Origin of the sequence: Sphingomonas cremea, assembly GCF_021502585.1 — a bacterium.
GTDB classification, from domain to species: Bacteria; Pseudomonadota; Alphaproteobacteria; order Sphingomonadales; family Sphingomonadaceae; genus Sphingomicrobium; species Sphingomicrobium cremea.
In genome coordinates, this window is record NZ_JAKFGM010000002.1 from 188,110 (window position 1) to 201,129 (window position 13,020).

Annotated in this window: 19 protein-coding genes and 1 riboswitch; of the genes, 13 read left to right on the forward strand and 6 right to left on the reverse strand. The window is 61.1% G+C overall.

What is annotated here, in order from left to right; genetic code table 11:
* The first annotated feature begins 282 nt into the window (after positions 1-282).
* The 9 genes from LVY65_RS07295 (at position 283) to LVY65_RS07335 (ending at position 7,722) form a co-directional block, all read left to right on the forward strand.
* On the forward strand, positions 283-789 hold the full coding sequence (locus tag LVY65_RS07295) for an EF-hand domain-containing protein (RefSeq protein WP_235067363.1): 507 nt from the start codon (positions 283-285) through the stop codon (positions 787-789).
* 60 nt (positions 790-849) lie between these two features.
* Positions 850-1,347 carry an EF-hand domain-containing protein gene (locus tag LVY65_RS07300; RefSeq protein ID WP_235067364.1) on the forward strand — a complete coding sequence of 166 codons (498 nt, stop codon included), beginning with the start codon at positions 850-852 and terminating at the stop codon, positions 1,345-1,347.
* Positions 1,348-1,404: 57 nt separating this feature from the next.
* Positions 1,405-2,289, forward strand: a complete 885-nt coding sequence (locus tag LVY65_RS07305; protein WP_235067365.1) for a hypothetical protein — start codon at positions 1,405-1,407, stop codon at positions 2,287-2,289.
* Positions 2,290-2,334: 45 nt separating this feature from the next.
* Positions 2,335-2,439: riboswitch (TPP riboswitch) on the forward strand.
* 27 nt (positions 2,440-2,466) lie between these two features.
* Positions 2,467-4,326 carry a phosphomethylpyrimidine synthase ThiC gene (gene thiC / locus LVY65_RS07310; RefSeq protein ID WP_235067366.1) on the forward strand — a complete coding sequence of 620 codons (1,860 nt, stop codon included), beginning with the start codon at positions 2,467-2,469 and terminating at the stop codon, positions 4,324-4,326.
* 52 nt (positions 4,327-4,378) lie between these two features.
* On the forward strand, positions 4,379-4,975 hold the full coding sequence (locus LVY65_RS07315) for a hypothetical protein (protein ID WP_235067367.1): 597 nt from the start codon (positions 4,379-4,381) through the stop codon (positions 4,973-4,975).
* Entirely contained in the window at positions 4,972-6,009 is a 1,038-nt protein-coding gene (locus LVY65_RS07320; RefSeq protein ID WP_235067368.1) for a DUF262 domain-containing protein, read from the forward strand. The genes LVY65_RS07315 and LVY65_RS07320 overlap by 4 nt, the downstream gene beginning before the upstream one ends.
* A gap of 3 nt (positions 6,010-6,012) precedes the next feature.
* Positions 6,013-6,630 carry a hypothetical protein gene (locus LVY65_RS07325; protein WP_235067369.1) on the forward strand — a complete coding sequence of 206 codons (618 nt, stop codon included), beginning with the start codon at positions 6,013-6,015 and terminating at the stop codon, positions 6,628-6,630.
* A gap of 238 nt (positions 6,631-6,868) precedes the next feature.
* On the forward strand, positions 6,869-7,351 hold the full coding sequence (locus LVY65_RS07330) for a cupin domain-containing protein (RefSeq protein WP_235067370.1): 483 nt from the start codon (positions 6,869-6,871) through the stop codon (positions 7,349-7,351).
* Positions 7,348-7,722 (forward strand): hypothetical protein, encoded by a 375-nt coding sequence (locus LVY65_RS07335; RefSeq protein ID WP_235067371.1) that lies wholly within the window; start codon positions 7,348-7,350, stop codon positions 7,720-7,722. Before LVY65_RS07330 ends, LVY65_RS07335 begins: the two co-directional genes overlap by 4 nt.
* Positions 7,723-7,969: 247 nt before the next feature.
* Here LVY65_RS07335 and LVY65_RS07340 read toward each other — a convergent pair whose 3' ends face one another.
* Positions 7,970-8,596, reverse strand: a complete 627-nt coding sequence (locus LVY65_RS07340; protein ID WP_235067372.1) for a glycoside hydrolase family 25 protein — start codon at positions 8,594-8,596, stop codon at positions 7,970-7,972.
* A gap of 126 nt (positions 8,597-8,722) precedes the next feature.
* Here LVY65_RS07340 and LVY65_RS07345 point away from each other — a divergent pair, with 126 nt between their 5' ends.
* The gene (locus tag LVY65_RS07345; protein ID WP_235067373.1) at positions 8,723-9,133 is read left to right on the forward strand and encodes a MerR family transcriptional regulator; all 411 of its coding nucleotides are present in this window, start codon (positions 8,723-8,725) and stop codon (positions 9,131-9,133) included.
* Here the strand turns inward: LVY65_RS07345 and LVY65_RS07350 are convergent.
* Positions 9,130-9,582: a YaiI/YqxD family protein gene (locus LVY65_RS07350; protein ID WP_235067374.1), complete on the reverse strand. Its 453-nt coding sequence runs from the start codon at positions 9,580-9,582 to the stop codon at positions 9,130-9,132. The two genes, LVY65_RS07345 and LVY65_RS07350, sit on opposite strands and share 4 nt — an antisense overlap.
* Positions 9,583-9,705: 123 nt before the next feature.
* Between LVY65_RS07350 and LVY65_RS07355 the strand changes: the two genes are divergently transcribed.
* The 3 genes from LVY65_RS07355 to LVY65_RS07365 all read left to right on the forward strand — a co-directional run bounded on the left by LVY65_RS07355 (position 9,706) and on the right by LVY65_RS07365 (position 11,272).
* Positions 9,706-10,251: a hypothetical protein gene (locus LVY65_RS07355; protein ID WP_235067375.1), complete on the forward strand. Its 546-nt coding sequence runs from the start codon at positions 9,706-9,708 to the stop codon at positions 10,249-10,251.
* Complete coding sequence (locus LVY65_RS07360; protein ID WP_235067376.1) at positions 10,248-10,664, forward strand: GFA family protein; 417 nt, start codon at positions 10,248-10,250, stop codon at positions 10,662-10,664. Before LVY65_RS07355 ends, LVY65_RS07360 begins: the two co-directional genes overlap by 4 nt.
* A 116-nt stretch (positions 10,665-10,780) precedes the next feature.
* On the forward strand, positions 10,781-11,272 hold the full coding sequence (locus LVY65_RS07365; protein WP_235067377.1) for a RidA family protein: 492 nt from the start codon (positions 10,781-10,783) through the stop codon (positions 11,270-11,272).
* Between the two features lie 12 nt (positions 11,273-11,284).
* Here LVY65_RS07365 and LVY65_RS07370 read toward each other — a convergent pair whose 3' ends face one another.
* Genes LVY65_RS07370 through LVY65_RS07380 form a run of 4 tightly spaced genes read right to left on the reverse strand, consistent with a single transcriptional unit; the run spans position 11,285 to position 12,973 of the window.
* Positions 11,285-11,587, reverse strand: a complete 303-nt coding sequence (locus LVY65_RS07370) for an alkylphosphonate utilization protein (RefSeq protein WP_235067378.1) — start codon at positions 11,585-11,587, stop codon at positions 11,285-11,287.
* A gap of 12 nt (positions 11,588-11,599) precedes the next feature.
* A complete protein-coding gene (locus LVY65_RS13215) occupies positions 11,600-11,725 on the reverse strand; it encodes a hypothetical protein (RefSeq protein WP_268828678.1) in 126 nt (41 codons plus the stop codon).
* A 39-nt stretch (positions 11,726-11,764) separates the two neighbouring features.
* Positions 11,765-12,193, reverse strand: a complete 429-nt coding sequence (locus LVY65_RS07375) for a DUF1810 domain-containing protein (RefSeq protein WP_235067379.1) — start codon at positions 12,191-12,193, stop codon at positions 11,765-11,767.
* A gap of 27 nt (positions 12,194-12,220) precedes the next feature.
* Complete coding sequence (locus LVY65_RS07380; RefSeq protein WP_235067380.1) at positions 12,221-12,973, reverse strand: transglutaminase-like cysteine peptidase; 753 nt, start codon at positions 12,971-12,973, stop codon at positions 12,221-12,223.
* Positions 12,974-13,020: the final 47 nt, after the last annotated feature.

A 13,020-nucleotide genomic window follows, 5' to 3' on the forward strand; every position in this document is an offset into this window, starting at 1 on the left:
CAAGCCACAGCAGCCCCACCGAGCAGAGGGCGCTTGCCAATGATGTTTGATAATCACGCATGTGGGCAAACGTCAAACGAAACTTGCGGAAATAAACAATCCAGATTGCAATCAATCCTTAACTGTTGCTGTTAGGCGCCGCCTGCAGCATGGGTCGGCAGGGATTGCCGGAAGCATCCCCAAAAGCATCGACGTCTTGCCAAGGCTGCTCTATCCAAGGGCCTGCTCGACGCCATAGTTTCGGAGGTCAACGTGTTGCATCGTACCGCTTTTCTTCTCGTCATGAGCTGTTCGGCAGCCCTCGTTTCGGCCCCGGCGGTCGCCGCCTCGCAGGCCGCCCCGGCTACCGCAGCGCCGTCGACGCCTTCAAATTCAGGAGAGGCCAAGTCGGTCACCCGGAACCAGCTTTCGACCCAGCTCGACAACAGCTTCAAGACGCTTGATACCAATGGCGACAAGACGTTGAGCAAGTCGGAGGTCGAAGCAGCGCAGGCGCGCTCCGTCGCCCAGGTCCAGGCCGCCGCGGCCAAGCGCATCGAAACTGAATTTACCAGGCTGGACACCAACAAGGACGGGCAATTGAGCCTGGCGGAAGTCAAGGCGGGGGCACCGGCTCCACATCTGGCCGGATCGGCCGAGATGATCCAGAAGCTGGATGTGAACAAGGACGGGAAAGTGAGTCAGGACGAATTTCGCGCGACCCCGCTGGCAAACTTCGACCGGCTCGATACCGATAAGGACGGCGCCTTAAGCCCCGAGGAACAGCGAGCTGCGTCGACGCCCCGATGACAAATCTCGCCGCGGTTGCGCGGCGCATCGCCACCCATGCAATTTTGATGGAGAGTTAGTGTGAACAGACAATTGCTGATGATTGCGATCCTCGCCTCCGCCACGGGCCCCGCCTTTGCCCAGGCCGCAGCCAAACCGGCGGCGCCGCAGCCGATCACCAAGGCAGCCTATATCCAGCGCGTCGACCGTAGCTTTTCCGCGAACGACACCAACAAGGACGGGTTCATCGACAAGTCGGAGATCGAGGTTGCGGAAACCAAGGCCATCGGGACCCGCAAGGCCCAGATGATCAACCAGCGCGAGGCCGCCTTCCGTCAAATGGATACCAACAAGGATGGCTCGCTGTCCCTGAAGGAATACAATGCGCAGTTGGTCGCGCAGCCGCTGCCAAAGCCCAACGCCGCGCCGATGCTTGCTCGCCTCGACACCAACAAGGATGGGAAGATCAGCGCAGCCGAAAGCCGCGCACCCGCCGTCGCCCAGTTCGATCGCGCAGACACCAACAAGGACGGTACGCTGAGCGTCGAGGAGCAGCAGAAAGCCCGCGCCAAGAAATAGGCGCCGCCTCCAGTCGATTCTTCGAAAGCACCGCCCGTGGCGAACTATCAGACGATCATGCGCCTTCGCCCAGAAGTGCGGGAATTCATCCGCAACCGCCGATGGGTCCATCGCGGCGACGTGATTACGTACGGACCCAATATCCGCTGCGATTCCTTTTCGACGGACGCCGCGGGCTTTCGGCACAGCGTCTTCGGTGGCAAAGCGCTGTCGGCCCATGACTGCCTCCAGAGCGAACGCTATGGGCTCGTGCTCGGGCCGAGCAATGTTTACGGGTTCGGCCTTGCCGGCAACGAGAACACGATGCCCTCGTTGCTGGCCGAGCGCTTCGGCTTCCCGTTCGCGAACATCGGCCTGCCCGAAGGCAACAGCCGCAATCTCTTTGCGATCCTGACCGCCTTTATGGCGCGGGCGCCGCGCCCGCCCGCCGCTGTCGTCCATATCAGCGGCGGGGACTTTACCAACTTCTGCTACACCTCTGTCGCCGATCCGATCTTCGGCTCGCCCAACCTCCTGCAGATGCGGCAGGTGATCAAAGAGCGCGGCGGGCGGACCTCACCCGATGCGCAGATCAAGCCCCTGCTGGCGTTCACAGCCCTGTGGATCGGGGCGATCGCGCGGCTTTGTCGAATGAACAAGGTTCCGCTGGTGCTTGGCGACGACACGACCTTTTTCGAAAAGACCGAACCGAGCGCAACCGACCTTGAGTGTGAACTCGGCAAGGCGATCAACGCCGCGCAGGAGCGGCAGTTCGCCATCCACAAGAAGTTCGTCGGCGATTATTCCGATCGGCGGATTTCCGTCGCGAAGGCGCTCGGCGTCCCGCTGGCCGGCCCAGGCCGAACCAACAACATCGGCTTCATCGACGAATTCCACTACGATCGCGATGGCACCCGCGCGCTGTGCGACGACTTCGCCGAAGCGATCCAGACGCTGCTGTAGCTCCCGCTCGCGCTCTGGCGTTCCGGCGCCGCCTCGCCTATTGGGCAGTCATCCCCGGGGAGCCGATAGCGGCTGAGAGGCAGTTCATGACTGCGACCCGTCGAACCTGATCCGGATCAAACCGGCGTAGGGAGGGAAGTCGCCATCGGCGCCATCCCTCCGCTTATGGAGAAGACGATGGCCGACATTCCCGCCCGCACCGAACTCAAGGTCACCACCGGCCCGATCCGCGGCAGCCGCAAGATTTACGTCGGCCCGAACCGCGTCGCCATGCGTCAGGTCGATCTCGAGCCTTCCTCGGGCGAGCCTCCGGTCACCCTCTACGACACCAGCGGCCCCTACACCGACCCCGAAGCCCGCATCGACATCATGGCCGGCCTGCCCGAGCTTCGCCGCGACTGGATCCGCGCGCGCGGCGATGTCGAGGAAGTGACGCAGCGCGACGTCCGGCCGGAGGACAATGGCCTCTCCGGCCCCGACCGCTCCGGCGGGGTTCAGCCCTTCCCCAACGTCCGCCGCCGGGTCTTGCGCGCGCGCGCGGGGAACAATGTTAGTCAGATGCACTATGCCCGCCGCGGCATCGTCACCCCCGAAATGGAATATGTCGCCGCCCGCGAGAATCTCGGCCGCGAGGCCGCCCTGGCCGGTCCCCGCGACGGCAACGACTGGGGCGCGTCGATCCCCGATTTCGTCACCCCCGAATTCGTCCGCGACGAGGTCGCCCGCGGCCGCGCGATCATCCCCAACAACATCAACCACCCCGAGTCTGAGCCGATGGCGATCGGCCGCAACTTCCTGGTCAAGATCAACGCCAACATCGGCAACAGCGCGGTCGCCAGCGACGTCGCGCAGGAGGTCGAGAAGATGGTGTGGGCGATCCGCTGGGGCGCCGACACGGTCATGGATCTTTCGACCGGCCGCAACATCCACGACACGCGCGAATGGATCATCCGCAACTCGCCCGTGCCGATCGGCACGGTGCCGATCTACCAGGCGCTGGAGAAGGTCGGCGGCATCGCCGAGGACCTGACCTGGGAGATCTACCGCGACACGCTGATCGAACAGGCCGAGCAGGGCGTCGACTATTTCACCATCCACGCCGGGGTCCGCCTGCCTTACGTCCCGCTGACCGCCAAGCGGGTCACCGGCATCGTCAGCCGCGGCGGATCGATCATGGCCAAATGGTGCCTAGCCCATCACCGGGAGAGCTTCCTCTATGAGAAGTTCGACGAGATCAGCGAGATCATGAAGGCCTATGACATCGCCTATTCGCTGGGCGATGGCCTCCGCCCCGGAAGCATCGCCGACGCCAATGACGAGGCGCAATTCGCCGAGCTCTACACGCTGGGCGAGCTGACCAAGCGTGCCTGGGCGCAGGATGTGCAGGTGATGATCGAGGGCCCCGGCCATGTGCCGATGCACAAGATCAAGGAGAATATGGACAAGCAGCTGGAGGCATGCGGCGAGGCGCCCTTCTATACGCTTGGGCCGCTGGCGACCGACGTCGCGCCGGGTTACGACCATATCACCAGCGGCATCGGCGCGGCGATGATCGGCTGGTTCGGGACGGCGATGCTTTGCTACGTCACGCCCAAGGAGCACCTCGGCCTGCCCGACCGCGACGACGTCAAGGTCGGCGTCGTCACCTACAAGCTGGCCGCCCACGCCGCAGACCTGGCCAAGGGCCACCCGGCCGCGAAGCTGCGCGACGACGCCCTGAGCCGCGCCCGCTTCGACTTCCGCTGGCGCGATCAGTTCAACCTCTCGCTCGATCCCGATACCGCCGAGGAATATCACGACCAGACGCTGCCAGCCGAAGGTGCAAAGACCGCCCACTTCTGCTCCATGTGCGGCCCGAAATTCTGCTCAATGAAGATCAGCGCCGAAGTCAGGGAATTCGCACGGCTCCAGGAGCAAAACTCATCGGTCCGTCCTGAGCTTGTCGAAGGGCGCGTGCAGGAAGCCGAGGCCGGAATGGCTCAAATGAGCAAACGCTTCCATGACGAGGGCGGGGAGATTTACCTGCCGGCAGAATAACACCTATTGCGAGACTTGAATTTTATTTTCGCTCTGCAACGATGCTTATCTCATGATTGGTGTCGAAGAATTCAAACAACGCTTGCAAGCGGATAGCCTTCAAGAACTGGCCGATGAGTTCTTACTGGCGGATGGCGCAGCTCACGTAACTGAGGACCAATTCAACCTTATTCGTCAAAAGCTTGCAGATTCATATGGCTTAGACGACGAGGCCATCAAAATCATTGTAACTGGGTCTGCTAAGCTGGGGTTTTCGTTGATTGAGAAGCGCGACGAGGATGGCAATGTTCGTCCACGTTTCCGTCCGTTCAGCGTAGAATCTGACATAGATGTGGCCGTCCTCTCACCTCAAATTTTCGATTTAGTCTGGTTCGAACTGTCTGCATTTGCAGCGAACCGCCCTTGGTTTCCTTTGGCGCACAAGAAGCTCGGACCATATCTCGTGAGCGGATGGCTAAGGCCAGACCATTTTCCTAATTCGGGTGCACTGATGAACTGCCGCAAATGGTTCCCCATTTTCGCTGGCTTATCAGCGGATATTAGGTTCGGCAGGCGGAAGGTTAGAGCGGGTCTTTTTTACTCGCTTGAGCAACTTCGACAATATCAAATGCGTAGCCTACGCGATGCATTATCCGGAGCGGACTTATGAAAACGTCCCCAACCAATTGGAAAATTCGTCAGCTGATCACGATGGTTAAAGAGGAAAAACTAATCCCTCGACCTGAGTTTCAGCGGCGCCTTGTATGGAAGATTTCAGATAAAAATCACTTTTTGGATTCCATTATTGAGGGATATCCGTTTCCAGAAATTTACGTTGCTGATGGCGACGTCAACCTAGAAACGGGCGAAGGAACCCAACTGTTGGTTGATGGCCTGCAGCGGGTTAGCACTATTACTCAATATTTTGATGCAGACCCTGATTTGAAGTTGACAACAGTCCCTGCTTATAGGGATCTTTCCCCAGAGAAAAAGACTGCTTTCCTTCAATACGATGTTGCCGTTAGGGACCTGGGTGCGGTCAATGCTGATCAGCTCGTCGAAGTTTTCCGAAGAATTAACGCGACAAGCTACTCACTGAGAGACATCGAAATTCATAACGCACGTTTTCGCGGCGAACTTAAGGAATTTGCTGACCGTTTCTCTCAAATAAATTTCTTTTCAGATCATCGCGTCTTCAATGCAGCAGACTACCGCAGAATGGGAGATTTGCGGTTTGCTCTGTCAATTATAATAGCATGTATGGCGGGCTATTCTAATCGAGATGATCTATTTGAGAGGATGCTTGAGTTTTATAACGACGAACTTCCAAATTCGGCAGAATTAGGAAGTAATCTGGATAATGTTGCGTCTTTCATCGAGGAATGCGGATTCGATAAGCACAGTCGCGTCTGGCGCAAGGCGGATTTGTACACGCTATTCGTGGAGCTGTATTTGGCCCAGTGCAAAGAGGAGCTGGAACTCCAACCGAGTAACGTTATCAACGTACTGCAGCCGTTTTTTGAGACAGTTGACCGCGGCGACTTCGAGGGAAACCGGCTAGCGGCCACGTACTATAAGGCTGCTCTTCAGGCGTCGAACGATCGGGTAAACAGAGTGCGTCGTGGGGCTATTGTTGGCGGATTGATCCGAGGGGTTGGATCGGACGAATTGGAGGCGACGCTAATCCAAGCCGAAATGCTCTAGAAGATGACAGCTGTCCAAACTTGGCAACCTGTCATTGGGTACCTTCTGGGCATCGTGACGGTTCTGGTTGCCGCATTAGTGGGATTCCGCCTGAACCGGGCGCGCGACGAGCATTTGCGCTTGCAAGAGGTGAAGTCGATCGCTGCAGCCCTATACGCCGAGATCATCATGCTTCGCGTACAGGCAGCCAAGATGGCTAACGTAGTTGCCAAGAGATTTGTCCAACACGGAATGGGCCGTCGAGACAGGCCCTTTGACGAACATCTCTTTGAGATGATTCCAATGCCTTCTGCGCCCATTTATGAGGGCCTCTCATCTCAAATCGGGAAATTGCCCGCCCACCTATTACTTGGGATCGTGCAATTCTACTCGGCTTACGAGGACGCTCGCTATTGGCTGCCTCGACTTGAGGAAAAGGAAGAGCGCCCGTTCACGTATAGCGTTCTTACCGTCCTTCACCCGGCTCTTGATGCCGTTGAGGGAATCCAGGACACTCTCATTTCGATTGAAGCCCTTGTCGGCATTTCGCCGAACTCAGAACTTCCCGATCTCAAGCAAGCAAAAGAGGTTGCGGAGTGGGAAGAAGAGCAATGGGCCGAAATCCGTGAGCAGGGCGACTAGCCCCTGAAATCAGCTCGTCCTGAAACGGTTTGGTCTCCGGAGCCAACCTTCAAACGTACAGCAACAATGGAAGAGATGAAGGGCATCGCCCGGGTCAATTTCCTCCCCCGCAAGGCGGAAGAACGGAAGCGGCTGGCGGCTGGGGCGATGGAGACCTAGTTGCCGGCGGCTGAGTAGCGTCGGCTACCGACCTGCGATAAATCCCTGCCATCGCTGTTTCGCGATTAGAGGGAGTCCCATGAGATCGACGCTTGCAAATGCCGCTGCTTCCGCGCTGCTTGTCCTCGCTCCGGCCGCCGCCATGGCCGAGCCGCCGCCCGCGACCAGCGGTCCGGTTGATGGCCTCATTTCCTCCCCGGACAATTTCAAGCTCCTGCTCGAAAACGACCAGGTGCGGGTGCTGCAATATACGCTGCCGCCCGGCGCGTTGGACCATTGGCACACGCATCCGCCACGCGTCGGCCATGTCCTGTCAGGCGCGAAGATCCGCGTGACCGAGGCGGACGGCTCTCAGAAGGATTATGACGAGAAGGCCGGCGACACTTATTGGGGCGAGTTCTCCCCGCTCCACGACACGCTGAACATCGGCACCACGCCCTACATCGCGCTGCTGGTCGAGGTGAAAGGCGCGCCGGGTGCGACGGCGAAGAGCGCTGCAATGGAGGCAGCACATGCCATTGCGGCCCAGATGTCTGCGCCGGGGCTGGCGCAGCGGCCATGATCGATCGAAAAAACTTGTGGCTCACCCTGGGATTTGTGGCGGGCCTGCTGCTGACCGGCGTCCCTTATTGGCGGCTGCCCTACAACGCCGACTTTTTCTCGGACCCTTTGGTGCTGGCCGGCTTCGTGGGCCTTGGCGCGGTGACCGCGATGCTGGCGGCGTCGGGCATCGCGCGCCTGTCGCGGATTTTCTGGATAATGCTGGCGGCCTTCCCGGCGGCGGTGGCGATCCGCGTCGTGGTCGAAACGGCACAGGACCCAACGGATCATAATCTCTGGCCGTTCGAACTGATCCTTGCCGCGCTGTTTTCGTTGGTCGCGATCGTGCCCGGACTGCTGGTTGGCGCGCTTGTGCGGCGACTGGGGCGGTGATTTGGGGGGAAGAAGCGGGCCGCGCCTCCTGACAGGCGCGGCCCTCGTCAAATCAGCAAGCGCAATTCTTGCAGGTGCACGGCTTGCACTGGCAACCGCCGCGGGTGTCGCGCTTGGCGGCCTGGAGCTGCTGCTTGGTGAGGTGGGTCACGGAAATCATTGAAATTCTCCTTCTGTCCAAAAGCGGACTAAAGGCCTATTAGCTTCCGTACCATGGTACGGAATCAAGCGAAAAGTTCGGACAGGATCAGGCCGCCACGCCCCACAGGCGCCTCAGTTGCGCTTCGCTTCCGTTGAACTTGTCGCGATCGCAGCGACCGATGCCGCTGACCCGGTGCGGCACTGGCCCAGCGGCCCCATCCGTATATTGCCACATCGTCCATGTCGGCCAGTTGGGCGGCACCACCGGCGTCGGACCATATTGGGCAACCCAAAGCCAGCTCTTGGCAAGCACTGGATCGGAATGGGTCCCAAGTAGTTCCTTTAAATAATGACCGGCATAAAGCCCCGGCCATTGTTGGGTCTGTCCGAAAACGTGGGTATTGAATGCCCGCGCTTCCTCAAGTGACATTGATGGTCCCGACGGGTTCGGCTCGAAATCGAGCACCAGGAGCGTGTCGGTAATATCCCCCACGGTATTGAGGAAATGGACCGCCTGTTTCACGCCGTCGGAACCGGTCGCGAAATGATAGGCCCCCCACAACAGGCCGGCTGCGCGCGCCCGGTTGCGGTTCGTCCGGTACATGGGGTCGACGTTCGCCTGCCCCTGCGACGCCTTGTGGATGACGCCTATGATCCCTTCAGCCTTTGCCTTGGCGAAATCGAGGCGGGTGCCATTATGATGGGAAATATCGATGACCGCGTTAATCGCCATCGCGAGACTCCTCGGAGAATGCGATTCGGCGGCCATTTACTTAGCGGAAATCTGACGCACTGTTGAGTGGCGGGTTGGGCCCAACCGCTTGCAGTACAATGGATCCGCCGCTATGTTTTCCGTACCATGGTACGGCAAGAAGCGAGAAGTTCGGACACGATCGGGGGCCTCGCGAAAGCAGCGGGCGTTGGCGTCGAAACGGTCCGCTATTACCAGCGGCGCGGACTCCTTATCGAGCCCGCCCGCCCGCCGGGCGAGGTCCGGCGATACGGTGACGAAGATGTGCGCCGACTGCGGTTCATCCGCCGCGCTCAGGCGGCCGGCTTCACGCTCGAACAGATTGGCGAGCTGCTCGCACTAGACCGAACTGACGACCGCGTCCGCGTCCGAGCGCTGGCGACCGAGCGACTCGCCGCGCTCGACGATCGTATTGCCGAACTGGAGCAATCCCGCGCCGCGCTCGAACGGCTCCGCTCCACCTGTGCTTCCGGCAAAAAGGGGCCCTGCCCGATCCTCGACGCGTTCGACGGCACTTAACCGCCTAGCCGCACCAACGCCTCATCCAGCGCCTGCAGGAACCGCGACCGGTCCGCCTTTGCGAACGGCGCCGGGCCGCCGACCGCATCACCCCCCGCCCGCAGGTCCGCCATGATCGCCCGCGTCGCGATTGCAGTGCCGATCGACGCACCGGTGAACGGCTTTCCATTGTGGCCTATGACCGCCGCCCCGGCCTTCAGGCAGCGGTCGGCGAGCAATATGTCGCCGGTGATCACCACCGTTTTCGCGTCGGCCTGCTCGACGATCCAGTCGTCGGCGGCGTCGAACTTGTCGCTGACCACCACCCGCTCGATCAAGGGATGGGCGGGAAGGCGCAAATAGCTGTTGCTGACCACCCGCACCGGAACCTCGCGGCGATAGGCGACGCGATATACTTCATCCTTCACCGGGCAGGCGTCGGCGTCGACCAGGATGCGGATGGCGCTCATCGATTCTCGCATGGCATCGGCGGGGCATGACACGTCCCGGGCGAAAAAGCTGTCCTATCCAGTCGAAATTTGCTCCAACCTCGAGTGTATTCTTCGCGGTCCGACGGTTGGGGCACCAGCGCAATGACCGAATTCGAATTCGTCTTTCCCCTGTTCGCACTTCTCATCGGCCTTTCCGTAACCGAGATGCTGGCCGGCCTCGCCCAGGCGCTCAAGAGCAAGCGCGATATCCACATCGGATGGCTGACCCCGCTCCTCGGGACGCTGATCCTCATCAACCTGGCCATGTTCTGGCAGGGATCGTGGGAAATCCGCCATTCGATCACGGCGACCAGCGCGTCGTTGCTGCTCGTCCTGGTGGTCGGCGCAGCCTATTTCCTCGCTGCCTCGATGGTCTTTCCGTCGTGGGGCTCCCACGTCCGGGATCTCGACGATCATTTCATGGACAACCGGACGGTGGCGTTGCTGGCGATCGCGGCGTGCAACCTCGTCTATTTCATACGGGTCGCGCTGATAACCCATGTGGCGAGCGCCTGGTGGTGGGTAGCCAATGGCATATTCATCGGCCTGCTACTGGTCGCCGCCCTGGAACGGCGCCGACAGATCATCGTCGCCGCGCTATGGGCCCTGATCCTGGCGCACGGGGCACTGCTGGTGGCCGGCCGATGAGGCGGGCATCGGCCGAGGGCGGCTGCCTGTGCGGGGCAATCCGATATCGCGTTACGGGCGACCCCGTCGCGGCGACGCTGTGCCATTGCGGATCGTGCAGGCGGGCAAGCGGCGGGACCAATGTCGCCTGGGCGGTGTTCGAAAAGGACAAGTTCGAATGGCTGGCCGAGGAGGCCACGGCCTACTCCTCCTCTCCCGGTATCGACTGGATCTTCTGCGGCAAGTGCGGAAGCCTGGTCGGCTACCGCCGTTCCTCGCGCCCCGATCATATGGACATCACCACCGGCACGCTCGACGATGCCGACTTTTTCCCGCCCGGCGTCGAGATCTGGCTGGAACAGAAGATCGGCTGGGAAACGCTCCACCCCGACCTGCCCAAGCGCCAACAAAGCAGCCTAAACGCGCCCGAATGACCGGATAGCCGCCGACCGCCCTTGGTCGAGCCACCGCTTGCGTCCGTCGAAGGCGGCTCGCGAGAAGTGTATTACATGCGCAAGGCGGCGACCGATTATTTTGGAGCGCCCCTTCCATGCTTAGCCTGACCATCTTTGCTGCCGCGGCAAGCGCCGCCGCGCAGCCAGCACCCGCCGCCACCGCGCCGGCCGAGCCGCCGTTCGCTCGCCGGCCGGAAAATGTCGTCATGCCCGATCGGCCAGAGGTCCGGAAATTCTTCACCGAATGGGGTTTTGCCGAAGCGGTGATCGACGGCGACCGGGTGTGGCTGTCGGGCGTTGTCGCCGGATTGCGCAAGGGCGAAACCATGGCCGACGCCGAAGCCGCTTACGACAGGGCGTTCAAGATGCTCGGCGATGTGCTCGACCGCTCGGGCTCCAGCTTCGACGGAGTTGTCGACATGACCACCTTCCATACCGACCTGCCGGCGCAGTTCAACGGCTTCCGAAAGGTCAAGGACCGTTACATCCGTGAACCTTTCCCTGCCTGGACCGCGATCGACATCGACCGGCTGGTCCCTGACAACGGACTGGTCGAAATCAAGCTGGTCGCGCGCCGCAAGCCGTAGCGCGTCGAGAAGCTACCGCTTGCGGACGAACTCCGCGCGCAGCACCAGGCCCTTGATGCCTTCATATTTGCAGTCGATTTCCTGAGGATCGCCGGTCAGGCGGATCGACTTGATCAGCGTCCCGCGCTTCAACGTCTGGCCAGCGCCCTTGACGGTCAGGTCCTTGATCAGGGTTACCTGGTCGCCGTCGGCCAATATGTTGCCGACCGCATCGCGCACGACGACACCCTCGTCCGCGGCGGGCGGCGAGGCAAGCCGAGAGCGGGGAATCCATTCTCCGCTCGCCTCGTCATAAACATATTCCTCGTCGCTCATGCGGCGACGCCGTCAGTTCTTGAAATTCTCAAGGCCCCGGACGACGCCCTCTCGCGACGGGTTGGCGGCGATGGACTTCTTCTTCTCCGCCTTGGGTTTGCGGATTTCCTTGTTCGACTTTTTCTGACCCTTGGCCATGTCCGTCTCCCGGCAAGGGCGGTATGCCCTGACGTTGCCTTAGCCCTTCGCTACGCTGCCGGCATCAACTTTCGAACCGCCGGCCGAAGAGAGGACTGCAGCGAACAGCGGCTCGTCAGGAACCGCCTCCGCGAATATCGCCATCGACGAGCGCAGCTTGAGCGCGTCGACGGGGCCGAGAATCTCTTCCGGGCTCGACATCGAAAGATGCGGCAAGATCGCTTCGGCGCAAAGGCGCAGCCGCTCACCCAGTAGCGGATGGGCCGCATAGGCCCGCGCCTCCTCAATCCCGCTCAGCCCGTAGAATTTTGCGGTCGAGCTGCGGCCGAGGTCGCGGTGCTGGGGAAAGATGAACCACATCCAGTGGCTTCGCTTGCGGCCGTCCAGAAGCTCGGCCAGCGCCTGCTCAAAGACTCCGTCCGCCTGCGCGGCGCCAAACCGTTCGAGATCAAATGGATCGCCTGCCATGCCGGCGCCTATAGCGAGACGCAGCCCTTATTTCGCCCTGGGCTTCGTGTTCGCGCTGGCGACCCGCGTTCCAACCCGGCGGCCATGGATCCAGCTCATCCCCTGGCCAAGGGTCATGATTGGCGTGAAACGGCTATTCTGCGCCGGCGTCTGCACCCCATCGCGATCGTCAAGGGCGAACCAGCCGGCGGCCGTGCGCGCCAGGAGCAGGATGTGAGCTCCGCGCGTCGAATGGCGTCCGATGCTGATATAGAGGTCCTTGGGATCAAATCCGGCCGCCTTCAGCACCTGCATCTTGGCGATGGCGATGTCCTCGCTGTCGCCGGTCCCGCGGCGAAGTGTCTCGCCGGCGTTGGCCCAAAAATCGGCGACGCCCATATTATCGAGATCATGCGCCCAGTGAACGCGCTCGTTGATTTCCTGCTGGACCAGCCGGAGCTTGCCCAAAGAATCAAGGCTGGCGGCCCCCGCCGCCAGCTGCTGCACCAGCGGGTCCCTCGCATCGGTCGCTGCTACCCGCCGGAAACGCGCATCGTAAAAAGTCACCCCAGCATTTAGCGCGACCGTGCCGAACACATCCGGGCTAGCCGGGCGCGAAAGGATCAGTGGATGCGCAACTGCTTTTGCCGGCGCCGCCGTTCGGTCGAGAATCAGCGGACGATAGGCGTCGGACTTTGACGGGGTGGCCGCGGCCTCGACGCCAAACGCCGTCGCAGGCGCCGCGGCCGCCATACAGGCGCCGGCGACTGCAACTCCGAACCAGCTTCTTATCAAGGACATTCCCGTCATCCCCAAAAAAGAGTCGTTAGGGTGACTCTCTTTGTTCG